Genomic DNA, 23,878 nt, shown 5'->3' with positions numbered 1-23,878 from the left:
CTGATACTGGTCGGCGGCGAAGCGGGCAAACATCTGGGCGGCACGGTCCACGTCGCCGTGGGCGTTCGGGTCGGCGGTTGCTCGAGCTGGCAAGCTCGGGCTGGCCGGCATGGAACAAGCCTGCCAACTCGAGCAACCTGTCGGCGCCTCCGTCGAGTTCTGAGCTTCGCCGCACAGCAGCCGGTGGTGCTCACCTCATTGCGTGAGGCGCTGCTGCTTAGCCCAGAGCTTGTCGGAGTCGAGACCAACGCCCTTGACGCAGACGTCGATGAAGGGGCGGGTCTCCGTGACGAACTCCCGGGCGTTGGTCAGGCAGATGTACAGATCGACGGCTTTCTGACGGCCGCCGGTCTGAGCGGCGGCCAGGAACAACGATGAGCTCAGGTTGTAGTTGAAGCTGCGCCGGCCTGGGTCGTTGCTGTAGAAGTCGTCACTGCCCGGGAACAGCGTGTTCTTTGGCTGGTATTCGCTTTTTCCGTTGCGGACGGTGCGCATCGCGTTGACGGCTCGGCCGGGGTTGTCGAGAGACTCGACCCAGCGGGCGAAGCCTTCGATGGGCCAGATGGCTTGGGTGCTGGTTCCTGGCGGGCCGAGTTCGGCGCGCTTGGCTTCGATGAGGTGCGGGGCGATGCCGTGCCCGAATTCGTGTGTCAGCACGCTCTGGACGTCTTGACCGTTGATGGGCTCGTTCATGTTCAGCACTATCCGGGAACCGGCCGCTCGTTCGATCCAGCCGGGTTCGCCGGGTTCGTGCAGCGGATTGGGGTTGTGACGGGGGAACCGGCCACGGCCGTCGGCTTCGACGACCGGTGGGAACGCGGTGAAGCCGGCGGAGCCGTCGAGGTCGCCGCCGTCGTCGTACCAGGTGGTGTATTGGTTCTCGTTGGCCAGGAACACCACGAAGCCGGGTACCGCGATCCGCTTGCCCCACATCGCTCGCACGGTGGCGGCGGCTCGCTGCGCTGCCGGCAGATACGCTGCCGGATTCCATAGACTGCCGGCTGGGGCGGCGATGGTGATGCCGCGGCTGCGCGCCACGCGCAGGGGCACGTCGTCCCACGGCGGCTGGTGGACGGCATAGGAGGCGGTGTAGTCGTTGCCGCCAGGGGTGATGGCCGTGATGGTCGGCCGCGGGCCTGCGAAGTTGATGGTCCATGTCGCCGTGGTGGCTGATCGTTGCAGATCGCCGGGCAGCCGCATGATTTCCTGGACGCTTGCCTGTTCCACGTTGGTGTCGCCGGTGATGTAGGCGCCGGCGAGGACGTCGTGCGGTAGCAGGTCGAAAATGTTCGGGCGCAGCAGGCGCAGGTTTGCGAACCGCATCTTCTCCCGCGCGATCAGCGGTGCAGCGCTGGCGTCGATGTCGGCAAGCCAGGCGCTGAGGTTCCCGGCACGCAGTGCTGCGCTGCGGCGCTTCGCGATGTCCTTGGCTTGCTGGCTGCGGTTGTCACCGGACACTCGGTAGGGCGGGGCTTTCGCGGCGGCGCTGAGCTGTCCAGCGCCGGCAGGCTCAGAGCCGGACCGGGTTTGGGCGGCGACGACGATTGCGGCGACGAGGACACCGGCGGTAGCCAACGCGACTGGCAGCAGCCATCGGCGAGCAGATGGTGCTGCGGCAGGTGGCGATCCGGCGCGCAGGGCCGGCGGGATCGCCGGTGCCTGCGGCGGTCTGACTGCGAACGCTGGGCGGCGGATCCGCGCCTGCGCCTGCGAATGGTTTCCAGTATCTGTACCGGGTGGCCTACTCGGTTCGCCGGACGCGGGTGCGGCCGGTCGGTCCGAGTCAGCCGGACTGGCGGTCGATGATGGCGGCATCCAGAAGCGGTGATCGTCGGACATAGCTGTTCCTCCCGTGTTGTCTGTGCTGCAAAGGCCGGCGGCAAACGCGATGCCGGCGAATGGCCGCCAGTACTGGTTGCGCCGGTGCTTACTCATGCCGCCCGGCTGCTGCGACGCGTGAGCGGCGGTCTTGTCACTGCTCGTCGACGTCGTCACCGCCCAGGCAGGCGGAGAGATTGGTCAGGCTGACGGTCAAAGCGTTGACGTAGGTATGGATGCGCCAGACGGTTTCGGCGATCCGGGCCGCCAAGGTGCGGACAGCAACGGGCTGGGCGTCGGCGGATCGGACGATCACATCGGTACACAGCTCGCCCACGAGGCCGCGAATTGTGTCGCGGGTCAGCACGATCAAATCCCCGGCGGCGGTGATGGCCACGGCCAGGGCGCTGGCGGCGGCGCCCGCGGCCCGTAACGACCAGACGTTGTCGGCCATGATCGTCACGTAGGCGTGGACGCCGGGGTGGTCGCGGCCGGTGAAGTCGCGCTCGAGACAGCGCCGCAAGTCGTCGCTGACGCCATACAGTTCCTGCGACATGGCGCTCCAGCAGTTGGCGCGGTGAGTGATGACTGGCGGTGTGCCGGTCACGTCCTCGAGCAATTGCCGCAGCGCGTCGATGCCGGCAGTCGCCGCGTTCACCGCCGTGGCCCGCAATGTCGAGTCGTAACTGCCGGCTCGTGCGGGTGCGGCGATGGCAGCGCTGTGCGATAGCCACCCGTCGACCCATTCGCGGCGCGCGATGTGCCCCAGGAGGTCGTCCGTAACTTCGCCAGCGGAGGGCTCACCGCTCGTAGCGTGTTCGCCGCCAGGCGAGGTGCTGTCAGCGGCGGCGAGCTGCGCGAGTTGCGCCTTACCGGTCGCAACTCGGCGCATCCCGCCGACGGCACGCATCAGGTTCTCCTGAAGGCGGGCCATCAGCTCGTCCTGCCGGGCGTACCGAGCATGCAAGGCATCGGGGAAAGAACCACTGTGGCGCCCGAACACGGCGGGGCTCCGGCCGATCTGATGGCCGGTGATGCGGATGAGCACGATTCGCATCCGTATCGCCTCGATCTGCGCCGCATGTGCCAGGAAGTGCTCCGGGCGCAGCGGCTGCCCGGCGGTCATGGTCACGGTCACGAACCGCCACGTCCGGTTGCACTGGCGTGATACTCGGCGCCCGGCAACGCTTCCGTCCGGCGGCGCGCGGGCGGCATGGTGGCCAGCCCGGCCGTGGCTGATAGCTGCAGATGCGGCCAACGCGAACGGAGCGAGGTCGCCAGCAGGTCAGGCCGCTCGCGCCCGGCGCGGTGGCACACGAGGCCGGGCGGCGGCGCGAGTCTGCGGGTAGCTGCGGCCGATGAAGATCGGGGGCAGACGGCGGCGGCGGTGAGATGCCGGCGAGGCAATGTCCGCCTGATGGCGCCCGGGCGGCCGATCTGCCTGATGCGGGCGGCCGGCATGCCGTCGGTGCCGCGATGGACGATGCGGTGAGCTGCACCGGGTGCGGTGACCTCCGATCCGACGTGGTCATTGACGCGGTCAGTGGTGAGCACGTCGCTGGGCTCGAGCGGCGTCACGATCAGCCGTACTTCCTTTCCTGGACATCGCCTCGGCGCAAGCCCGGCGCGGCACCGTATGGCGTGACACGGGGGAGTGCCTTGCCAGACCGTCAGGCCGCCGCGTGGTGAGGCGAAACGTGGCCTTCGAAAGGCTGCCGTTGTTGAGCAGCCGTCACGGACGGCATTGATGATGACGAGTGGAATAGGTGCGCAGCCACGAACGGTTCCATGTCGCCGCCTACGCCGTGCTCGTATTGGCGGTTGGCCGGGAACGCCTCGCGCGGCACGACCGACATGAGCGTGCGTCAACGGCAGTGCCTGGCGGCAAGCGAAACGTCAGTTTGCTGCGACGGCGTCGATGAGTTCGAGCCCGACGCGTGTAGACCGGCGACTGCAACCCGCTACGTGCCACCACCGGCGAAGGCGGCTACCGGCGCGGTAGGCCCGACGTTTCCTCCAGCGCAGCCGGCCCGCTGTGAATCGGCGACCTGGTTCGCTTGGTGACCCTGCTGAGCGGCTATCCGTGCCGGGCCGGTCAAGGTGGCGATGACTTCGATCTCATTCACGGTTTGCAGTCCGTCACCGGCGGGGCGGTAGCGACATCAGGACCCAGTCGTCCTGTCCCTGCGGCGCGGTCATGCGCAGACGCTGCACCATCTGGCGTGCGGTCTTCTCATCGTCAAACTCATAGGTGACTACTTGGCCCTCGGACCCGCCGACGCGGCCGACGACCTGCCAGCCGGTCTCCGTGCGGAGCAGGTAGATGTCGCGTCGGCCCGCTCGCCAGACTCGGTTGAAATGGTGTTCGATCCGCTCCGCCATACTCGCAAATTAGAACGCGTGTTCGATCAAAGCAACTCGGGCGGCCCGCACGAACGCGCCACGAAACGGACGTCAAGCCGCTGTGAATCTGCCTGTGGTGTGCTCGATCAGCTCGCAGCTGACCAGGGCTGATCGCAGCGTGGAGGGGTGGTGGGCTGCCCGGCTGGCCGGTCGTCAAGCGCTACGGGAAGCCACAGGCACCCAGGCCCAGCCCGGGCGCTCCTCAGCTCGTCCCGCGCTGTCGAGCTGACTCAGTCGTCGATGGAGCGGGAGAGCTCCGTCATGCTGGCAGTCAGCGCGGCGATGTAGCACTGCAGGCGCCGTACGGTGACAACCACGACGCCGAGCTGGGCGGGCAACGACGGAGGGTGCTCGCCCGGGGTGTCGATGATCCAGAGGACCACCTGTGCGACCAGGTCGCCGATGATGCCGCGGATGATGTCGCGGGTCAGCAGGATCATATGGCCGGCGCAGGCAGTGATGATCGACAAAGCCGTCGCGATCTCACCTAGAGCCGCCAGCGCGTGAACGTTGTTGGTCATCATGGCGCGGTAGGAGCGCACAGCCAGCTGGTCACGGCGAGGGAAGTCGTCATCGAGACTTTCCCGCAGGAATTGGCTGAGCTGCTGCAGGTCGGCGCTGACCGCAGTCCACGAGCGGGCACATGCGGCGACCTGCTCCGGTTTGCCCGTCAGCTCGTCGAGCAGGCTGGCCAGCCCGTCGACACCGGTCAGCGCGCAGTGCAAGCCGGCCGTGCGCAGCACGATGTAGCTCTCGTCGGCCGGCGCCGCGAACTCGGCGACCGGAGCAGCGCCGGCCAGTAACGGTTCCACCCACTCGAGGCGCTGCACCTGGGCGATCACCGTGTCCATCAATCCGTGCAGTACATCGGCGGGCTCCTCGATGACCGGTGTGCCATCGCGCGTCATCACGTCAGGCCCGCTGGCGCGGCGGATGATGCTTTTTAACGGCACCTCGCCATCCGCCACACGGCGGATCTCCTCAACCATCGAAAGCAGGCTCTCCTCGACGAAGGCAGTTTCGCTGTGCTGGTAGGCCTGTCGGCTGCCGAGCCCGCTGAGGGCGTCGGCGCACGCCGATCCGAACGCTGTCTGATCATCGCCGATCTCCCAGATGGCCCAGCAGACCTCACGCAACAGCGACCGAAGCGCATCAAGGTTCGCCGCATGCTGCCTCAACTGTTCCGCACCGACCGACGGGCCGTCGTCGTTCACGATGATGCCGGCACAGCACGGCGGAGCTCGTCGCTCGTCACGGCGCGAACCGTAGCTGCTCGGCGGCGTCGCTGTGAGTACGCGCATGCGAACGTCATGGACCGTGGCGGGCCCGGCGGTTCTCGGCTCGCAGCGGCTTTGCCGTGGGCTGGTCGCGTCGACGTCACCGCCGGGGTGATGCTCAATCTGGCTTCGTTCGCGAGTTTGGGCACCAGGTGTTCGCGACTTTTGGCACCACTTTGGTCAGCGCTGCCCGCCGCAATATCTGTGAGAACCGGTACCCCACGCCGACATCGATCGTCCGGTGGCGCGGACAGTACCGTGGAGACGCTCACGCTACATGCAAGCAATCATGACGTCACTCAGAGCGTGGATGCGCAGATCTGCCGATGAGAGTGCAGAGTCCGACCTGGTGAGGTCACCCGATCGAGTGCCTTGCTCGTTCCTGTCTCGAAGACAGCGCGTGAATCTGGCACAACCGTACTCGTCTGGACCGCTGTGTACGCGCTGAGCTGCTGGGTGTGGCCGTTCCGTAAGTGCTGGTGTTGTAAAGGCAGAGGACACCACTCACCCGAGGCAAACTGCCATCTAATGCGGCTGTGCTGGTGGTGTCGAGGGAACGGACGACGGCTGCGGATCGGCCGTCGGATATGGAACTCCACACGCAGGCTCCGCATGAATAAAACTCGCGATACGATCTACCTTTAAATACGCGCGTGGGTACGCTGCGTACTCAGTAGTAACCCGCCATGCAGCCCTAGGCGTTTTGTGACATACTTCACTAATTCCAACTATCAGGAACGACCGCTATAAATGAATAACGATTAGTTCATTTAGGGGTTACGGAGCGTATAGATTTCTCCAATGATCGAATGCGCTCCGTTGACACTTCGCGCTTTATCGCGCTAGCTTCACCACGAATACTAGGAGTCTTATTTCGATACTCTCCCCGTAAGTGCCGAGACGGCAACGCCCGGGTGCAACCGGACGCCGCCTCGGATTCCTACTACGGGTCGGAGTAGAACTCCTTGAGAAAGAAAGTACAACGTTCCAGGGATCAGCGCTCGAAGGATCGGCGCGTCGTCCTGGCGCTGATCTCGGTGTTGCCAGCCACGATCCTCGCCATCTCGACGGCGGTGACCGCCTGGCCTCGATGACGTGAGGAGAGCCCCGCTCGACATGATGCGAGCGGGGCTCCGCGCTGTCTGAACTTCGAAGATTCAAGTCGGACGGCGGATGGTGAGCCGAGCCGGCCAACTCCACCATGGGAGCCGATCGTGATCAGCTCGACAAAGGATCATCGGTGGAAACCATCTCTTACGCCTGCCACACCGCCTATCTCGACCCAATGACGGGTTCCGGCCTACTGGTTCGCCCGAACCCCGACGATGACGTGGCCACGCCCACCGAGCCGGGCAAGATCTACGCGACGCTGTCGATTCATGAGGCCGACTGGGACGCTGTGATGCGCGACCTGGGGCACCGAGGCGGGGAGCCCAGCAGGGACGACAAAGACGACCTGATCCTCAACGGTCACACCTCGGACGGCGACGAAGTGATCGCCCTCTACGGCGAAGACTCGATCATCGACGAGCCGACCATTGAGCAAACCCGTGAGAGCTTCGTCGAGCTCCACCGACTCGCAGGAGTCGTCGACGGCCTGGTCTAGGCGGACCACGCCAGGGCTGGGGTTCGTCCGCTCCTAACGGCGATTAGGAGCGGACGGTTCGACTCATCGGCGAAGTCTGCGCCACCTGACAAGCTCGCGGCTGCGCACGGTCCGAGATAGGCATCGATTGGTACGGTCCCAATGTGGCGAAGAGAAACCGTAAAGGCCCTACTGCACGTCGCCCCGTTGATCCGCAGGAGCGGGAAGCTGCCACGGCGGAGTATCAAACCGCGATTGATCGTTTCCAGCGCTCGGCGTTCTGGAACCTCCGGACCCGCATTGCAAACGCCAGCATCCTGCTCGGGGTCTTCGCCGTCGCCCTCATCGTCTGGGGTGAGGCTGACGGAGCAAGGCTGGTGCCGACGCTAGCCTGCGCGGTCGGCGGAGTATGCGGTGCTGGCGTCTACGCCAGCCGGCCTTACCCACAGTTGACCCGCTGGCTTCTCCTGTCGGCCGTCACCCTGACTGTGCTCGGGGTCGTCGGGCTCGCCATCGCAGCGGGGGCAGGCAAGTGACAGCGATGAAGGTCGAGCCAAGCGCGCTCGGTTTCTACGCTTCCCTAGTAGACCGCGCTCGCGAAGACTCCGTGACGATCAGCGACTACGTCAAGAAGAATGCAGCCGCTGGCACGGGAGGCGAGTTCTTCGCCATCGCGCGCGACGGCCACGAGCAAGCGGTTAGCACGATCCAAGGCACGCTCTACCGGCTGAGCTGCATGCTCGAATACTCCGCGCCCGAGCTTCGCGCGGCGAGCAAGTACTACAAGGAGACCGACGCAGCATCCGCCATACGCCTCGACCAGACGCTTCCGGCTGGCGTCGAGCAGTGCCCGACGATCCTCGAGTATGAGATCTCCTCCAACGCTTGCCAGCCCGGAATGTTCCTCGACTCGCGCGATGCGCCTGGCCGGCTCAAGCCGCCGGGCGAACCTGATAAGCCGCCAAACAAGCTGGCTTGGTTCGACTACATCAGCCCGACCTCATGGATGCTCAAGGGCTTCGAGACCGTGTTCGGGTTCGACCCGGTGGCTGAGGTTCAAAACAAAATCTTCGGCGACTGGGAAGCTATGGCCAAGATGTCGGAGGTGGTCTCCAACTCAGACCTTGCTCTCCACGACCTGGCCGTCAACGTCCAGTCAGGCGCCACCCAGCTACACACCTACTGGCAGGGAAACGCGGGCGACACTGCGTATCGGTACTTCACCGACCTCGCTACTGCGATCGAGAACCTGCGTCCTTCTTTGAAGGAAATAGCAGACGGGTACAAGATCATGGCGGACGCGGTGTGGGCGGCTGGTGACGCTCTCGGCGGAGTCATTAAGGCCATCTGCGACTCGGCCATCATCGCCGGAATCGCAGCGGCCGGAGGAACCGCAACGGCGGCTACGGGCGTTGGCGCGGTCGTCGGCTACGGCGTCGCCGCAGTCGAGGTCGCCAACATGCTGAGGCTGTGGGGCGAGGCCACAAAGCTGCTTCAGAACATCAACGCCGCCGTCCTAGCGTTCCGCGCTCTCCTCAACCGCTCGCTTAGCGACCTAAACTCGGTGAAGCTTCCTACGATCGGCGGCGGAGCCGGCTACGACCATCCCCTCACCGGAGCTGGAGCGCATGCCTGACGAACTGCTCGACATTGCTCACGGCGATCCGCGCCTAGCCAGACAGGTCGAGACGATGCTCCGCGACCTCGCCAAGGACGGAAGTCCGCTGATGCGCGAGATGGCACAGGGCGTTCTTGACGGTGGCTCTCTTCGCCAGGCGGCGATCAGCGACGCATACGGCGAAGAGGTGTCGGCAGCGTTCGGCGACTTCTGGTCGAAGTACCAAGCAATGTCTCCCGAGGAGCAAGCTGAGCTTGGCGAGGTCGCCGAAGCTGCACTGCGTGGCGAAACGACGGAAGCGTAGCACGCACCAACAATCATTTGAAAAATGCAATCACGAATGCACCAAAACCGCATAAGGCTGCAACCACGGTAGACCAAAGCATTATGAGTTTGTACATGTAATCGGCTTTTGGTACCGAGTAAGCCCACCTTCCTACGCTTTTCATCTGTTCGACTACCCGCTCATATATTGAAGATGTGTCGATGATCGGCCGCAAGGTAACGCTACTCAACCTTGCCCATGACCAAAACATCAACGTCGTCAAAGCAAGTATAAAGAACGAAGTTAAAGACCACACCGTGGCTTTAGCCAGGTCACCACGAGGACCCACTTGCTCTTTTAACCAGCCGACGTTTCCAATCTCCTCCAAGAGGATTAGCGGAACGGTAAAAGCAATCGTTGGACCTATTACAGCAGCGATGTAATGCCACTTCCGGCCTCGCTTCTCGGCCTTGGATAGTGGCACCACTGCGTTTTGGAAGGTTTCCGACGGCTGTTCACCCGGTCCTTCATACGACAAAGTCACGAACCTAGGATCATCACCCACTAGTAGAAGCGTGAAAGATTGCTCACCAGACTGCGCCTGAACCTCGAATTGATAGACCGCACCCTTCGGCGCGGCAGCACATAGCTCATCGAGGGAATCTGAACGGGTGTAGACATTTTTCCATGACCACGTACCCAGGTGTTCACGCGTGCCGAACCGCCAACTCACCTCATCAGCAGCCAGTGCACGCTCGAATTCGCGAAGATCATCCACCAGGAGCCGGACAGTACGAAACCGCGCCGTCGCAGTGACACTCTTCTCTATCGACACGGTTGTAGCGTACGTAACCACGCGCAAGGGATCCATATCAGAGCGTCCTGCCAGGGCCGGCCTCAGCGATCGCACACCTGGGGGTATGACCCCCTGACGATCAACAAGCCGACCGCCGCGTGATAGCACCCCGAAACTTGCCACAGTTCTAGGGTCGTTCTGGGAGAGTTTTCGCAGGTCAAGAGGCTTTACCCACTCGATAAACGCGCTCTCCGGGACATGCCACTGTTAGAAAGTCGATGTCCAGTAAGTGTCAAAAACACGACCAGTCGCGGGCGGATTGCCGCCGCGTCAAGGCATGACCAGGCGATATGCCGTTCGTATTGCGTCGTTTCTACGATACGGCATCCGTAGAAGCCGCAAGGCCCGACGTGCCTCAATGTCTTCGCGACTCACTTCGACCGGTTCGGCGCAGATCGCCGCTCGGCAGCTCTCTTAGTTGGGCTAGTCGCAGGTAAACTAGCGATGTGACAAGGGAGATGGTCGACCTCTTCTCCGGCAGCGGGGGCTTTGCGCTCCAGCAGGAGCGAGCAGGCATCCATCACACGTAGCGACCGAGCTGCGTCCTTTGTCACCGAAGCCCAAAGAAGGGACTGACCACATGGGCGAAAGGGAGAGCCAAGGGACGGCCTCCGTAGTCCTCGCGATCGGCACTGCGATCGCGGCACCACCAGCATCTCTGTGGGTGATGGGATACCCACTCTGGTGCATCCTGGCCAGCCAGGCAGTAGTGGTCGGCCTGGTGCTGGCCTACCTCTGGCCGGCTATCCGGCAGAGCAGCCGGAACCGCGCGGATCGCAACAACAACCAGCGACCGCATGCGAACCAAGCCCTCGAACGAATAGAGGGACGCGATGAGGCCCAAACCGTGCCTCACCCGCGAAAGAACGGCTCAGGCCGTCGAGACCGGGCTACAGCGCGATCACGCTGAGCCCCACTGCCGGAAGACTCTAGTGGACGTTATGACGCACGGTCCTCCGTGCCAGCCCTTTTCCCTCCTGGGCAAGAAGAAGGGCTAAGACGAAGGGGACGGCTGCGCAATGCAGCCGTCCCTCCGTCTGGACTACCTCAGCCGTTGACTCGGCTGACCATTACAATTCGGCTCGGAGCGTGCACTTCGAGCGGATCGGGCGGCCCACCTCGTTGCGCCGCTTCTCCTCATCCCACACCCACTTGACTGCCGGGCCACTCTCGATTCGGCCGAGCCACGGCGCGATCTTGCTCGGCAGCACCTCGGTGAAAGCTCGGTCGATCCGCCTCCGCAGGGTCACCTCGTCGTGTCGGCCCTGCACGTCGAGAGTGATCGACACTCGGCGGCGGAGGACGTCAGAGTCGGTAGCGACATCGACCAGGTCGAACGCCTGCAACGATCCGCTGATGGAGGACGAGGTCATCTCGTAGAGATACGTGCCCTCCCCCGTCTTAATCTGGTCTCCAGCGGCGACGACCGATTGGAAGACCATGACGCCGAAATCCTTGAGCCGCGTGCTCCGGCGCCTCGATCGGCAGAACGGGAAGTTCCGGCTCGACGTCGACGAGCTCGATCGTCAGCTTGGGTGAAGTGAGCTGTTGCCGCGCGATGACCTCCGCGTACCTGGCGAGGCCAGCGTCGCTGATCAGACGCTTCGCACCCGTGGAGAACGCAATGTATTCCCAGGTGGCGTGCTCGGGCAGCACGACGTGAACCCAGACAGTGCCGCTCATCATGCCGGTACCGAGATCCGTGCTCGTGGGCTTCGTCTGCGTTAGGAACACAGCCGGCCCCTCGGCGTCTTGAGGCACGGTCGGCACGACGGTGATCGGCATGCCTTGAAGGCCGAAGGCGAACGGGTTCTTCTCGATGACCTTGTGGAGCCATTGCGCCAGCGTCGGCGAGGTCTGAGCTTCGTGCGCCTCGACCGCCTTCTCGGCGCGCTTGATGGCTGCCTTGGCGGGCGGCACCAGCAGGGTGGTCCGCTCGACCTGGAAGTGCGCGGTGGCGAGGTCGAGTGCGGTCACCGTGTCGTCTCCAGCGGCGAGCTGGTCGCGCAGTTCCTCGTAGGTGACGGCTGCGGATTGTTGGTCGGCCTCTCGCTGATCGGCCAGAGTGCGCCGCTGGTCAGCGTCGCCAGGCGTTCGGCTGCGGTCAGCAAGCCTGGCTGAACACGGCGACGGCATAGCGGACGACCCCCGTCGCGGGACACCGGCAGCTCTGACTATATCCGCAAGTCTCGCCCAGGTGACTGGCCTGGACAGCGTGCCGTACCGCCGTCAGGTGAAGACCTGCCGACAGGCCTGCCTGCAGGACCTGTCCGAGGCTGCCGGCATGAGCGCCGCCGCTCGGGCGAGCACGGGCCACGACGATGACCTGGCCGGCAGGAGCGAGCAGCGCACGGCAGCCTGCCAGCACAGAAGTGAGCCCGGAGAACACTGCGACGCGGCCGGCACGACCACCGCGGCCTCGTGACGTCGTCCGGCCGGACGGCGTGGTGCCGCAGCCGGATGGGTGGCCGGGCATGGTGCGGGCCGCCGGGGGCGCGGTCAGCACCAGACTGGTAGTTCCCCGCAGACAGTGCGGTATACCGCTGGGCAGACGGGTGGCGTCACGGCACAGGATCCGGGCGTGCCCGCCGGCTCCCTGCTGACGGGCCAGGGCGAGGTTGGCGCGGGCCAGCGCCACCCAGCCGGTCTCGTATTCGACGCCGATGGCGTTGCGGCCGGCTCGGGCAGCTTCGGCCAGCGTCGTGCCGGTACCGGCGAGCGGGTCGAGCACCAGGTTCCCGGGCTGCGTGTACTCGTGCAGCAGGGCAGCGGCCAGGCCGGGAGGCATCCGGTCGGGGTGACCGGCGGATCCTGCCACGTAGCGGCGAGGACCGGCTGCGGCCTGACGGCGCAGGTGGATCACCAGTGGGGGCAGCGCGGGCGGGCACGGCGCGTCGGTGTGGCCTGTCCCGCCGCCGGCGCGGGCGGGGGAGCGGCGGGCGTCAGCCATGGCGGTCCTGCGCCAGCGTGAAGACCAGGAGCTCGAACTGCACGACCGGCAGCGCCGTCGCAGGCGCCGCAGCGCTCGATGGCGCACCGGGCCGGCGGCGGCGATGCCGGGACCCGACCGCGACGATGGACTGCGAGCAGGCAAGACCCGCCTGCCAGGCGGCGGTGACCACGCTGCCGTGGTGATCGGTTCCCTTGTCGAGGTCCGGGCCCGGCCGGAAGACCACCACGGTGCTGCCGTTCGTTTTCAGCAGCCGCCGGCAGCAGCGGAACGGAGCCTGCGGATCGTGCTCGGTCTCGGCGGCTTGCGGCCAGGGCAGCACGATCAGCGTGACGGCGCCGTCCAGGCGCAGCCCGCACAACTCCGGCACGGCGGCTGGCCCGTGGTAGCGGTGCCCGCCCGCCCCGGCGGCGCCCGCGAGTGCCGGGTCGTCGCCGACCGACACGATGATGTCGCCCGCCCGGCTGTAGGCGCCGATCAGGCGGGCGGCGGTGCGCGCACTCAGCGCACCGGCCGGCGCCGGACGGTGCCGGCTCGGCAGATCGGTGATCCGCCACGGCGTGACGGCGACCGGTGCGGCACCGGCGCGCGCCGCGCCACTGCCGGTGCGAGGCGAGCCGGCGTCAGCCGCTGCCGGTACCGGGTGCTCACCGGAGCCGGCTGTTCGTGCGTGGGGTGGCGCAGCCGCCGGAGGCTGCGATTCGGGTACCGGTTCGAAGATATTCACGCCCACCCACGGCTGTACCGGACCCGCCCCGGTAGCCGTCACCGCCTGCTGGAGCGGTCAACCGGGCCAACCGGTACCGGGCCCGGCCGGTAGTTGGCCAACCGGTCGCTCGTGGCGCCACTACCGCCAACCAACGCGTTGGCCAACCGGGCACTCTCGTTGGCCAACCGGGCGTGCACACGACAGGGTTGGCCGGCTCGGCTGCCAGGTGACGAGGTCAACCGGTTCGGGCCCGATGCGCCGCACCGATCATCCGGGCACGCCAGGCAGCATGTCGTCTCCCGGTAGCCGCCCGGCCATCCTTCCCGTGGCGGCGCTCTCCTGCGCGCGGGGCTGGCTAGCCCGGTGCGCAGGCCGGCCATGCCGGTGCGGACCCGGTGCCGTCGCGAGCCGGCCAGCCGGGGACGCCGGACGCCGACCGGGCCGCGAGCGGCAGTTGCGGGCGCACCGGTGCAACGGTCACCGGCCGGTGCTCGCGGGCCCGGCCGGTCACGGTGACGGGCGCACCGGTGACCGTCACCGGGCAGACGGTGCGGCTGGCTGGCCGCAGTTGGCGGGAGCGGTACGGGCGGCCGTGCCCGCACCGCATGACCGGTTGGCCTATCCGCACCGGGCTCGCGGCCGCCGCCACGTCAACCGTTGGCCCACCGGTGGGGTCCAGGTGCGCTCATGGACGGCATCTCGCGCACCGCCCGGCGGTACCGCCGCCTCGCGCCCGTTCTTCAGGAGCCCGCCATGACCACCACCTCGACCCGCCGGACCGCAACGCCACCGGCTGCCGACCTTCAGCGCATGGCAGCGGCCCGGACGTGGCCGGCCACAGCGCTGGACGCCGCGCAGCGCGCATTCGACCTGCTGACCTGCCCGCCTTCGCCGCTCAGCTTCGACGGCCGCCTGGTCGACGGGCTCCCCGACCGGCTTCTGCCGCTGCGCGAACTGAAGAAACTCCTGCTGGCCGACGGCACGCCCCGGGCGGTGCGCGACCAGGTGTGGCGCGAACTCATCGCGCGCCGCACAGATCCGGCCTGGGTGGTGGCCACGGTCGGTCTGGCCCTGCCGGGGCTGCGCCGTGCCGCGGGCCGGCTTGCCCGCGGCTGGCACGGCGACTGCAGCGATCTGGACAGCGAGCTGCTGACCGGGTTCGTCGACCGGCTGCGCACCATCGACGTCCGCGAGTCGCGCCTCGCCGGCAAGCTCATCGACGCGGGTGCCCGGGCGGCGCGCCGGGCCCGCGATCAGGAACGCGACACCGACGTGGTGCGGGTGTCCGGCACGTGGTCGGTGCCGCCACGCCAGCCATGGGACCACCCGGACTGGGTGCTGGCCCGGGCGGTCGCCGCGGCGATTATCACCGTCGACGAAGCGCTGTTGATTGCTGAGACCCGCCTCGAGAACGTCAGCTTGGCGATGCTGGCCGACCGGTTGGGCGTCGGCGTCGCGGTGGCCGCGGCATGGCGGCGCAAGGCCGAACAGCGCCTGGCGCAGGCCATCAGAGCCGGGGAACTCGACGGAATACCGCTGGTGCCTGCCGGGCTCGGCGCGGTGCTGCCGGATGACCGTGCGGGCGCTGCGTAGCCGGCCAACGGCTGTAAGCGTGCGGTAAGCGCCACGGGTGGGCCAACGGTGGGGTGCGCGCCGGGCGCCGGCCGCCGGGTTGGCCACCCCACCGGCGCGGTGGGTGAGTAGCGATAGGCCGCTGCAATCCCGGCTCAGACCGGCCGGCGGGCTATCGCGCCACCGCCGGGCACACCCGGACGCGGTTGCGGCGCTGAGGTTTTGCGAGCGCTGTGCGGGGCCGGGTGCGGCCGGCGGTGGCGACCGCCTACTTCCCGTCGTCCCCGGCATCGCCGGGGGCCGAAAGGTGTGACCGCCCATGCGCCGCGCCCTGCCGCGGCTGGCTGCCCTGCTGGCACCGGCCGCCCTGATCCTGCTCCTGACGGCTGTTCCGGTGTGGGCGGCCGCTCCTGGCCCGCCTCCTGCCGTCAACGACCTGGCCACCGTGATCAACAACCTGCGCTACTGGGTGATGAGCATCATCGGCGGCGTCGCCACGCTGTTTCTGTGCCTGGGCGGCTTCCGCTATCTGATGGCCGGCGGTGACCCGTCGGAGATCGAACGGGCTAAAACCGCTTTCAAGTCCGCCGCGATCGGCTACGCCCTGGCTCTGCTGGCCCCGGTGATCCTGACCATCCTCAACAGCATCCTGGTGCGCTGATCATGTCCGGCTGGCAGATCGACTGGATGGCCGAAAGGGCCTTCGACGCGATGGTCGGCTGGATCGCCGCGGCGGTGCTGCGCGTGATCACCGGGCTGTGGGCGCTGCTGTCGGACACCGTGTTCCTTACCCCTGACGTCACAGGCCTGCCGCAGGTGGCGCAGGTCAGCGCCACCTGCCTGGCCGTTGTCAACGTCACCTTCGTGCTGGCCGTGCTGAGCGCAGGGATCACGGTGATGCTGCGCGAAACCGTGCAGACCCGCTACGGGCTGGCCGAACTCGGGCCGCGACTGGTGATCGGCTGGCTGGCCGCCAACTTCGCCGGCCCGATCTGCTCGCAGGCCATCCAGCTGACCAACGCGGTGACCGAGGCGCTCACCGGTGACACGCTCGCCGGCCCCGACTCCCTGCAGCGCCTGCAGGCCGTCACCACGCAAGCGCTGACCAGCGTGCCCGACGCTCTGCTGGCCGCGATCATCGGCGTGCTCGTCGGGGTGCTGACCGCGGCGCTGCTGCTGGTCTGGCTGATGCGTATCGCCCTGCTGGTGTTCCTGGCCGCGGTGGCGCCGCTGGCGCTGGCCTGCCACGCCACCCCGTTCAGCGACGCCATCGCCCGGCTGTGGTGGCGGGCGCTGGCGGCCACCCTGGCCACGGTGGTCCTGCAAGGGTTCGCGCTGCACACCGCACTGGTGGTGTTCCTCGACCCGCAGGCCAACCTGCCCGTGCTGGGCCTGCCCCGCGACCCGAGCGGCACGCTCAACCTGCTCATCGTGGTCTGCCTGCTGTGGGTGGTGGTGCGCATCCCCGCCCTCATGCGCCGCTACGTGCTGCGCGGCGGCGGCAGTTCCCGCAGCGCGCTGGTCCTGCGCTCGCTGCTGGTGCAGCAGGCGACCGGACGGCTGCGCCTGACGCGCCCGGCCCGGCGTGCCGCCGGGCGCACCGGCGGCCAGGCCCGGCGCAGCGCCGGCGCCGTAACGGTGCCCGGCGGGCCGGCGGTGCGGCTGCCGCGCCCGGTGCACGCCGGCACCAGCCGGCCCCGACCGGCCGGTGCCCGGCTGCCCGCCCCGCGCGGAGCCGGGCCGGGCCGGGTCGCTATCGCCTGGCCCACCGGTCGTCCGGTGCCGCCCTACACCGCCGAAGACCTTGCCGCCGGCGTCGACCTCTACACGCGCAGCCGTCGCCGTCCGTCCGGCCCGCCGCGGATGGCGGCCAGCCCGCCACGGATCGCCGCCACCCCACCGCGGATGGCGCCCAGCCCGCCGCGGACCGCCGCCAGCCCACCGCGAATGGCGGCCAGCCCGCCACGCCGGCGCAGCTCGCCCTGACCGCTTCCGCCACCGCGGCGCCGCGCCACCGCGGCGCGCACACCAGCAGGCCTTGGCCTGGCGCCGTCCCGACCTCACCCGTTACTTCCTCTTGCCTTGGAGTCCGCTGTGGACACTGATTTCGACGTACGTGCCCGGGTACCCGCCGACATCGAAGCCCCCGACCGCATCGTGGCCAACCTGACCGCCCGCCAGGTGGCCATCCTGGCCGTCGCTGCCGCCGCCGGCTGGCTGATCGTCAAAGCGGCCGGGCCGCTGCTGCCCCTGCCGGTGCTCGCCGTGCTGATGGTGCCGCCAGCCGCGATGATCGCGGCGATCGTGCTCGGCCGCCGCGACGGGCTGAGCCTGGACGCCTGGCTGCTGGCCGCGCTGCGCTACCGGGCCCGCCCGCGCCGGCTGGCGGCCGCACCGCAGCAGGTGGCGGCCGCCCCGCCGTGGGCGCCCGCGGCCGCGCCGGTGCCGCCACCGGTGGTGCTGCGGCTGCCCGCGCACGCCATCGGCGACGACGGCGTCATCGACGTCGGTGACCGCGCCACCGCCCTGGTCGCCACCACCACCGTCAACGTGGCGCTGCGCACCGGCGCCGAACAAGCCGCGCTGGTCGCCGGGTACGCCCGCTGGCTCAACGCGCTGACCGGGCCCGTGCAGATCGTGGTCTCGGCACGCCGGGTCGAACTGGACAGCCACGCGCAGCGCCTCGCCGACACAGCACCCGGCCTGCCGCATCCGGCGCTGAGCGCCGCCGCGAGCGAACACGCCGCCTTCCTGACCGAACTCGCCGCCGCCCGCGACCCGCTGTGGCGCACCGTCACCATCGCCTGCACCGCCACCGGTGCCGGCGCGGCCCGGCAGGCCCGCCGCAGCGCCGAGCAGACCGCGGCCGCCCTGGCCGCGCTCGGCGCCGCCACCCGGGTGCTGGACGCAGGCACCACCGCCGCCGTGCTCAGCGCCGCCGTCGACCCCTACCCGCTGGGCGGCGCGTCGTGGCCGCGCAGCCGCCCCCAGGACACCATTACCGGCCCCGCCCTGACCGAGCCCGGCGGTGCGGCATGACAGCGGGCAGCCACCGCGGCCCGCAGCGCACCGGCGACGACCAGGCCGTCCTGGCCGCCGCCCTCGGCCCGGGCACCATCGAGCACCACCCCCGGTATCTGGCCGTCGGTGACGGCTGCACCGCCACCCTGGCCATCACCGGCTACCCGCCCGAGGTGGGGCTGGCCTGGCTGGACGCGTTGCTGTCCTGGCCGGGCCGGTTGGACGTGGTCGAGCACATCGAACCCGTGCCGGCTGCGACAGCCGCCACCCGGCTACGCCGCCAGCGCGCCCGCTTCGAATCGACCCGGCGCCTGCACGCCGACCACGGCCGGCTCGACGACCCGCTCATCGACGCCGCCGCCGAGGACGCCACCGATCTGGCCGAACGGGTCGCCCGCGGCGCCGCCCGGCTCTTCCGCGCCGGGCACTACCTGTGCGTCCACGCGGCCAGCCCCGAGGAACTGGAGGAAGCCGTCGCCGACGTGCGCGCCCTGGCCGCCTCCGTGCTGCTGGACACCCAGCCGGCCACCTGGCGCCAGCTGGCCGCCTGGACCTCCACCCTGCCGCTGGGCGCCGACAGGCTGCAGATGCGGCGGATCTTCGACACCGACGCGCTGGCCGCCGGTTTCCCGCTGGCCGCGGCCGACCTGCCCGCTCCGCTGCCCGGCGACGGCGCCCCGGCCGGCGGGGTGCTCTACGGGCTGAACACCGCCAGCAGCGGCGTCGTCTGGTGGGACCGCTGGTCCTGCGACAACCACAACAGTGTCGTGCTGGCCCGCTCCGGAGCCGGCAAGTCGTACCTGATCAAACTGGAACTGCTGCGCTGGCTGTACGACGGCGTGCAGGTCGCGGTCATCGACCCGGAGGACGAGTACCTGCGCCTGGCCGCCGCGGTCGGCGGCACCACGGTGACCCTGGGCGCGGCCGGTGTGCGGCTCAACCCGCTCGACCTGCCGCCGGGCGAGCGCCGCCCCGATGGGCTGACCCGCCGCGCCCTGTTCCTGCACACCCTGATCGCGGTGCTGCTCGGCGAACAGCCGCCACCGGCCGCCCGGGCCGGGCTGGATCAGGCGATCGCCGCCACCTACGCCGCCGCCGGCATCACCAACGACCCGGGCACCTGGGACCGCCCGGCGCCGCTGCTGCGCGACCTGGCCGCCACCCTGGCCGCCGGCACCAGCGACGCGAAAGATCTGGCCGCGCGGCTCTCCCCGTGGGTCGACGGCTCGTTTAGCGCCCTGTTCGACGGGCCCACCACCGTGCACCCGCGCGGGCACCTGGTCGCCTGGTCGACCCGGCAGCTGGCCGAGGAGCTGCGCAGCGCCGGCATGCTGCTTTCGCTGGACGCGATCTGGCGCGACGTCGACGCCGGGGAGATCGGCCGCGGCCCGCGGCGCCTGGTCGTGGTCGACGAGGCGTGGACGCTGCTGCGCGACGGCGAAGGCGCCCGGTTCCTGTACCGGCTGAGCAAGGCCGCCCGCAAACGCCGCGCCGGGCTGACCGTGATCACCCAGGACGCCGCTGACCTGCTCGGCTCCGAGCTGGGCCAGGCCGTCGTGGCCAACGCCGCCACCCAGATCCTGATGCGCCAGGCCCCGCAGGCCATCGACCTGATCGCCGACACGTTCGCGCTGACCGCCGGCGAAGCGCGCATGCTGCTGACCGCCGGGCGCGGCGAGGCGCTGCTGGTCGCCGGCACCCACCGGGTGGCGTTCCAGGCCGTGGCCTCGACCAGCGAGCACCAGCTGTGCGCCGGACTGGCTGACCTGGCCGACGAGGCCGACGCGTGACCGCGCTGCCGGGCGCCACCCCGGCGCCGTCCTGGCCGACCGCACCACCACCCACCTTCGACCAGCCGCACCTGCCCGGCCCTCTGGCTGACGTGCTGGCCTGGCCGGCCGGCCGGCCGTGGCTGGTCTTGGTCGCCGCCGCCCTGCTGGCCGGCGCCGCCGCGCTGGCTCGGGCGGCCCGCCGCCGCGCCCAGCGGCGGCTCGAGCATGGCGCCCACGACCTGATCATCACCCCACCCGCGCTGGTCGACCCGGCCGGGGTCACCGCCTGGTGGGCGCAGCTGGCCGCGCTGCTGCCACCAGCTCGTACCCGCTGGCAGCCCGGCGCCCACGTCACGCTGGAGTACCGCTGGACCGGCCGGCAGCTGAACATCTGCGTGTGGCTGCCCGGACCGCTGGCCCCGGCCCCGGTCGCCGCCGCCGTGCGCGCCGCCTGGCCCGGCGCCAGCGTCACCGTCACCGACGCCACCAGCCCGCTGCCGGCCGGCGACGGTGTGCCCGCGCGCGGCGGTGTCCTCGCCCCGGCGCTGCCCGCGCAGTACCCGCTGCGCACCGACCAACCCACCGACCCGCTGCGCGCCCTGATCGAAGCCGGCAGCCTGCTCGCGCCCGGTGAACACGCCTGCGCCCAGATCCTGGCCCGGCCCGCCCACCCCCGCCGCGCCACCGCGCTGCGCCGCGCCGCCACCGCACTGCGCACCGGCACTCAGCCGCGCGGATGGTCCGAGCCGGAAACGTGGCTGCGCGCCGGGCTCAACCTGCTCGACAGCGTGCTCACCCCGGCCCGCCCGGCCGCCCGCAGCAGCGCCGCACCCGACCCGGTCCGCGACCGCGACGCCCGCGCCGCCGCGGACAAAGCCGTCACCGCGCAGTGGGAAACCGCCATCCGCTACGCCGTGGCAGCCACCCCCCGCGCCGACACCGACCCGCAGGTCATCGACTCGCGGCTGGCTTTGCTGGCCCGCAGCTTCACCAGCGCCTACGGCCTCTACACCGGACGCAACCGGCTGCGGCAGCGCCGCCTGGCCCGCCCCGCCGAGGTCCTGGCCGCCCGCCGCTTCACCCGCGGGTTCCTGCTGTCGGCGGCCGAACTGGCCACGATCGCCGCCCTGCCCACCGACGTGGCCGTCGCCGGGCTGGACCGGGCCCGCGCCAAGAGCGCCCCCGCCCCAACCACCGTGGCCACCGGCGGGCGCAGCACCAAGGTGCTGGGCCGGGCCCAGGCCGGCGGGCACGCCGTCGCCCTGCGCGTCGCCGACAGCCGCGAGCACCTGCACGTGCTCGGCGCCACCGGCAGCGGCAAGTCCACCCTGATGACCCACCTGATCCTCGACGACATCCGCGCCCACCGCGGCGTGATCGTCATCGACCCCAAAGGCGACCTGGCCGTCGACGTGCTCGAGCGCCTTCCCGTCAGCGTCGCCGACCGGCTGGTGCTCATCGACCCCGACCAGGACGGCGGGGCCACCCTCAACCCGCTGCTCGGTGACGACGACGATCTGGTCGTCGACAACATCGTCAGCATCTTCAGCCGCATTTTTCAGCGGCATTGGGGACCGCGCATCGACGACGTGCTGCGGGTGGCCTGCCTGACCCTGATGCGCCACGCCAACCCCACCCTCATGTTGATCCCGCCGCTGCTCAACGACCGGCAGTTCCGGGCCTCGTTCACCGCCGGGCTGGACGACCCGGAAGGGCTCAAGGGTTTCTGGGAGTGGTACGAAACCATGGCGCCGCCGCTGCGCGCTCAGGTCATCGGTCCCGTCCTGGCCCGGCTGCGGGCGTTTTTGCTGCGCGACTTCGTCCGGGCCACCCTCGGCGCGGCCACCTCGAGCTTCGACATGCGCGACGTGCTCGACGGCGGCATCCTCATCGCCCGGCTGCCCAAAGGCGTGCTCGGCGAGGACACCGCCAAACTGCTGGGTAGCTTGCTGTTCGCCTCCGTCTGGCAGGCCGCCACCGCCCGCGCCCGTCTGCCCGAGGCCCGCCGCCGTGACGCGTCGGTCTACATCGACGAGGCGCACAATGTGCTCAACCTGGCCGGCTCGGTCAGCGACATGCTCGCCGAAGCCCGCGGCTATCACCTCAGTCTCACCCTGGCCCACCAGAACCTGACCCAACTTCCGCGCGACACCCAACTGGCGCTGTCGGCCAACGCCCGCAACAAAATTTTCTTCAACTGCTCACCCGAGGACGCCCACCAGCTGGCCCGGCACACCCTGCCCGAACTCGACGAGCACGACCTGTCGCACCTGGACGCCTACACAGCCGCCACCCGGCTGGTCGTGGCCAACCGGGAAACCGCCGCATTCACCCTGCGCACCAGCGCCCCGGCGCCGGTGCTCGGGCGCACCCGGCAGCTGCGCCAGGCGGTGGCCCGCACCACCCCGGCGGCGCCCACCGCGATCGCGCAGCTCGCCCGGCGCACCCGCACGGCAGGCGGGCCAGCCGGTGAGTAGCCCGCCAGGCCCGCCGCCGGGCGCCACCCCGGGGGAGCAGCCCAGCCCCGGCGGCCAGGCCTCGACCCCCGCCGGCCTGCGGCAACAGGCCGCCCCTGGTGCGGCGCGCGCACCCCGAAACATCCCTGCCGGGGACGTTTCCCCCCAAGGGGCGCCAGACCGGCGCCGCCGGACCGCAGCCCGCCCGGCGCGGGCCGCGGCCGACGACCTGCTGGGCATCTCGTGGCGCCTGGAACCCCGCGACTACGTCATCGCGCACCTGCTCGACGAGCACCGGTTCCTGACCACCGAGCAGATCACCGCGATCCTGTTCACCTCCGCCCGCACCTGCCGCAACCGGCTCGACGTGCTGCGCCGCATCGGCTTCATCGACTGGTTCATGCCGGTGCACCCGGCCCGCGGCAGGCTGCCGGTGCATTGGATCCCCGGCCGGCTCTCAGCCCGCTACGTCGCCCTGCACCACGGCCGGCCAGCACCCAGCGCCCGGATGTGGCGCCAGGCCCGCGACACCAGCCCCGCCCAGGCCACCAGCACTGGGCACCTGGCGCACGCCGACGGCGTCAACCAGTTCTTCGTCGACCTGCTCGCCCACAGCCGCGCCCACCCGCACACCCGGCTGACCCGCTGGTGGTCGGCGGCGCGCACCTTCGCCACCATCAACCACAACACCCGGCCGGACGCGCACGGCGTGTGGCGCGACGGCGCCCGGCAGGCCGCGTTCTTCCTCGAACACGACACCGGCACCGAAAGCCACCCGGTGCGCGCAGCCAAACTGGCCGGCTACCGCACCTTGGGCGACAAAGGACTCAGCTGGCCGGTGCTGTTCTGGCTGCCGAGCATCACCGTCGAAACCCACCTGCACCAGCACCTCGAGCGCCACACCGGCGGGCACGGCGTCACCGTGGCAACCGCCGCGCGTGACTACGCCGCCACCCATGGCGGGCCCGCCGGGCCTGTGTGGAGGATGCCCGGGGACACGCACCGGCTGCCGCTGGCCGCGCTGCCCGGCCCCACCGGACCCGGCGGCCTGGCGTATCACCCGGGCCCGCCCGCCGCCGAGGAAGACCCGCTGTACCTGCTGCGCGGCACCCCGGACCAGCGCGCCTGACCGCGCCGTCACCCGGCACGGCAGGGCCGCTGTGCCCCCGCACCCAACGGGTTGCCCGCGCGACGGCGGCCCGTTGGGTGCAGGCCCTACAGTGAAATCTTCTCTCCGAGAAACCCACTTCAGCAGCACCGCACCACCTCCGGCGTTCACCGCCACGGCAGGACACCGTCTCGCCCACCCGCCAACCCGGCCGGTCGGCCACGGCACCTCCCGCCGTTCGCACAACGCCCCCACGGCTCTGATGCCGTCTGCACCGGTCACGGCGTCGAGCGCGTCCCGGCTCACCGGGCAGCACCACTTGCGCCGTCACGGCGAACACCGGCCGCCCATGGCCATCACTGCCTGCCCGCCGGTCAAGCCCGGCACACGCCGGTAGCTCGCCCAGCGCCACCCGCCTTACTCCTGCTGCTCGACACCGCCCGCACCGCGCACCCGCGCAGCGGGCCC

At 69.6% G+C, this 23,878-nt stretch carries 23 protein-coding genes; 12 read left to right on the top strand and 11 right to left on the bottom strand.

Annotated features, from left to right (window positions below; translation table 11 throughout):
- Nucleotides 1-195 precede the first annotated feature (195 nt).
- The 5 genes from OWR29_RS39130 to OWR29_RS39110 all read right to left on the bottom strand — a co-directional run bounded on the left by OWR29_RS39130 (nucleotide 196) and on the right by OWR29_RS39110 (nucleotide 5,522).
- A complete protein-coding gene (locus tag OWR29_RS39130) occupies nucleotides 196-1,575 on the bottom strand; it encodes a hypothetical protein (RefSeq protein ID WP_267568603.1) in 1,380 nt (459 codons plus the stop codon).
- 397 nt (nucleotides 1,576-1,972) lie between these two features.
- Complete coding sequence (locus tag OWR29_RS39125) at nucleotides 1,973-2,956, bottom strand: hypothetical protein (RefSeq protein ID WP_267568602.1); 984 nt, start codon at nucleotides 2,954-2,956, stop codon at nucleotides 1,973-1,975.
- Entirely contained in the window at nucleotides 2,953-3,396 is a 444-nt protein-coding gene (locus tag OWR29_RS39120; RefSeq protein WP_267568601.1) for a hypothetical protein, read from the bottom strand. Before OWR29_RS39120 ends, OWR29_RS39125 begins: the two co-directional genes overlap by 4 nt.
- 561 nt (nucleotides 3,397-3,957) lie before the next feature.
- A complete protein-coding gene (locus OWR29_RS39115; RefSeq protein ID WP_267568600.1) occupies nucleotides 3,958-4,200 on the bottom strand; it encodes a hypothetical protein in 243 nt (80 codons plus the stop codon).
- Nucleotides 4,201-4,451: 251 nt separating this feature from the next.
- Nucleotides 4,452-5,522, bottom strand: coding sequence for a hypothetical protein (locus tag OWR29_RS39110; protein ID WP_267568599.1), 1,071 nt, complete (start codon nucleotides 5,520-5,522; stop codon nucleotides 4,452-4,454).
- Between the two features lie 1,216 nt (nucleotides 5,523-6,738).
- Here OWR29_RS39110 and OWR29_RS39105 point away from each other — a divergent pair.
- The 4 genes from OWR29_RS39105 to OWR29_RS39090 all read left to right on the top strand — a co-directional run bounded on the left by OWR29_RS39105 (nucleotide 6,739) and on the right by OWR29_RS39090 (nucleotide 9,005).
- Nucleotides 6,739-7,104: a hypothetical protein gene (locus OWR29_RS39105; RefSeq protein WP_267568598.1), complete on the top strand. Its 366-nt coding sequence runs from the start codon at nucleotides 6,739-6,741 to the stop codon at nucleotides 7,102-7,104.
- Nucleotides 7,105-7,247: 143 nt separating this feature from the next.
- On the top strand, nucleotides 7,248-7,619 hold the full coding sequence (locus OWR29_RS39100; protein WP_267568596.1) for a hypothetical protein: 372 nt from the start codon (nucleotides 7,248-7,250) through the stop codon (nucleotides 7,617-7,619).
- 5 nt (nucleotides 7,620-7,624) lie between these two features.
- A complete protein-coding gene (locus OWR29_RS39095) occupies nucleotides 7,625-8,719 on the top strand; it encodes a hypothetical protein (protein WP_267568595.1) in 1,095 nt (364 codons plus the stop codon).
- Nucleotides 8,712-9,005 (top strand): hypothetical protein, encoded by a 294-nt coding sequence (locus tag OWR29_RS39090; protein WP_267568594.1) that lies wholly within the window; start codon nucleotides 8,712-8,714, stop codon nucleotides 9,003-9,005. Before OWR29_RS39095 ends, OWR29_RS39090 begins: the two co-directional genes overlap by 8 nt.
- Before the next feature lie 13 nt (nucleotides 9,006-9,018).
- Here OWR29_RS39090 and OWR29_RS39085 read toward each other — a convergent pair whose 3' ends face one another.
- On the bottom strand, nucleotides 9,019-9,801 hold the full coding sequence (locus OWR29_RS39085) for a hypothetical protein (protein ID WP_267568593.1): 783 nt from the start codon (nucleotides 9,799-9,801) through the stop codon (nucleotides 9,019-9,021).
- A gap of 854 nt (nucleotides 9,802-10,655) precedes the next feature.
- Between OWR29_RS39085 and OWR29_RS48185 the strand changes: the two genes are divergently transcribed.
- The gene (locus OWR29_RS48185) at nucleotides 10,656-10,820 is read left to right on the top strand and encodes a DNA cytosine methyltransferase (protein ID WP_369077362.1); all 165 of its coding nucleotides are present in this window, start codon (nucleotides 10,656-10,658) and stop codon (nucleotides 10,818-10,820) included.
- Nucleotides 10,821-10,892: 72 nt separating this feature from the next.
- Here the strand turns inward: OWR29_RS48185 and OWR29_RS39080 are convergent, their stop codons facing one another.
- The 5 genes from OWR29_RS39080 to OWR29_RS39060 form a co-directional block, all read right to left on the bottom strand.
- On the bottom strand, nucleotides 10,893-11,195 hold the full coding sequence (locus OWR29_RS39080) for a hypothetical protein (protein ID WP_267568592.1): 303 nt from the start codon (nucleotides 11,193-11,195) through the stop codon (nucleotides 10,893-10,895).
- 28 nt (nucleotides 11,196-11,223) lie between these two features.
- Entirely contained in the window at nucleotides 11,224-11,958 is a 735-nt protein-coding gene (locus OWR29_RS39075) for a hypothetical protein (protein ID WP_267568591.1), read from the bottom strand.
- Nucleotides 11,927-12,772, bottom strand: a complete 846-nt coding sequence (locus OWR29_RS39070; RefSeq protein WP_267568590.1) for a DNA methyltransferase — start codon at nucleotides 12,770-12,772, stop codon at nucleotides 11,927-11,929. Before OWR29_RS39070 ends, OWR29_RS39075 begins: the two co-directional genes overlap by 32 nt.
- Nucleotides 12,765-13,505, bottom strand: coding sequence for a hypothetical protein (locus OWR29_RS39065; protein ID WP_267568589.1), 741 nt, complete (start codon nucleotides 13,503-13,505; stop codon nucleotides 12,765-12,767). Before OWR29_RS39065 ends, OWR29_RS39070 begins: the two co-directional genes overlap by 8 nt.
- Nucleotides 13,506-13,836: 331 nt before the next feature.
- Nucleotides 13,837-14,019 carry a hypothetical protein gene (locus OWR29_RS39060; RefSeq protein WP_267568588.1) on the bottom strand — a complete coding sequence of 61 codons (183 nt, stop codon included), beginning with the start codon at nucleotides 14,017-14,019 and terminating at the stop codon, nucleotides 13,837-13,839.
- Nucleotides 14,020-14,168: 149 nt separating this feature from the next.
- Here OWR29_RS39060 and OWR29_RS39055 point away from each other — a divergent pair, with 149 nt between their 5' ends.
- The 7 genes from OWR29_RS39055 (at nucleotide 14,169) to OWR29_RS39025 (ending at nucleotide 23,431) form a co-directional block, all read left to right on the top strand.
- Entirely contained in the window at nucleotides 14,169-15,074 is a 906-nt protein-coding gene (locus OWR29_RS39055; protein ID WP_267568587.1) for a hypothetical protein, read from the top strand.
- A 298-nt stretch (nucleotides 15,075-15,372) separates the two neighbouring features.
- Nucleotides 15,373-15,714 (top strand): pilin, encoded by a 342-nt coding sequence (locus OWR29_RS39050; RefSeq protein WP_267568586.1) that lies wholly within the window; start codon nucleotides 15,373-15,375, stop codon nucleotides 15,712-15,714.
- 2 nt (nucleotides 15,715-15,716) lie between these two features.
- Entirely contained in the window at nucleotides 15,717-17,039 is a 1,323-nt protein-coding gene (locus OWR29_RS39045) for a TrbL/VirB6 family protein (RefSeq protein WP_267568585.1), read from the top strand.
- A 108-nt stretch (nucleotides 17,040-17,147) separates the two neighbouring features.
- Complete coding sequence (locus OWR29_RS39040; protein ID WP_267568584.1) at nucleotides 17,148-18,092, top strand: PrgI family protein; 945 nt, start codon at nucleotides 17,148-17,150, stop codon at nucleotides 18,090-18,092.
- Complete coding sequence (locus tag OWR29_RS39035; RefSeq protein WP_267568583.1) at nucleotides 18,089-19,864, top strand: VirB4 family type IV secretion system protein; 1,776 nt, start codon at nucleotides 18,089-18,091, stop codon at nucleotides 19,862-19,864. Before OWR29_RS39040 ends, OWR29_RS39035 begins: the two co-directional genes overlap by 4 nt.
- The gene (locus OWR29_RS39030) at nucleotides 19,861-22,323 is read left to right on the top strand and encodes a type IV secretory system conjugative DNA transfer family protein (protein WP_267568581.1); all 2,463 of its coding nucleotides are present in this window, start codon (nucleotides 19,861-19,863) and stop codon (nucleotides 22,321-22,323) included. Before OWR29_RS39035 ends, OWR29_RS39030 begins: the two co-directional genes overlap by 4 nt.
- A complete protein-coding gene (locus tag OWR29_RS39025; protein WP_267568580.1) occupies nucleotides 22,316-23,431 on the top strand; it encodes a replication-relaxation family protein in 1,116 nt (371 codons plus the stop codon). The genes OWR29_RS39030 and OWR29_RS39025 overlap by 8 nt, the downstream gene beginning before the upstream one ends.
- Nucleotides 23,432-23,878: the final 447 nt, after the last annotated feature.

This window comes from Paractinoplanes pyxinae, assembly GCF_026626335.1.
Taxonomy (GTDB): Bacteria; Actinomycetota; Actinomycetes; order Mycobacteriales; family Micromonosporaceae; genus Actinoplanes; species Actinoplanes pyxinae.
This window is presented reverse-complemented; position numbering and strand designations above follow the sequence as displayed.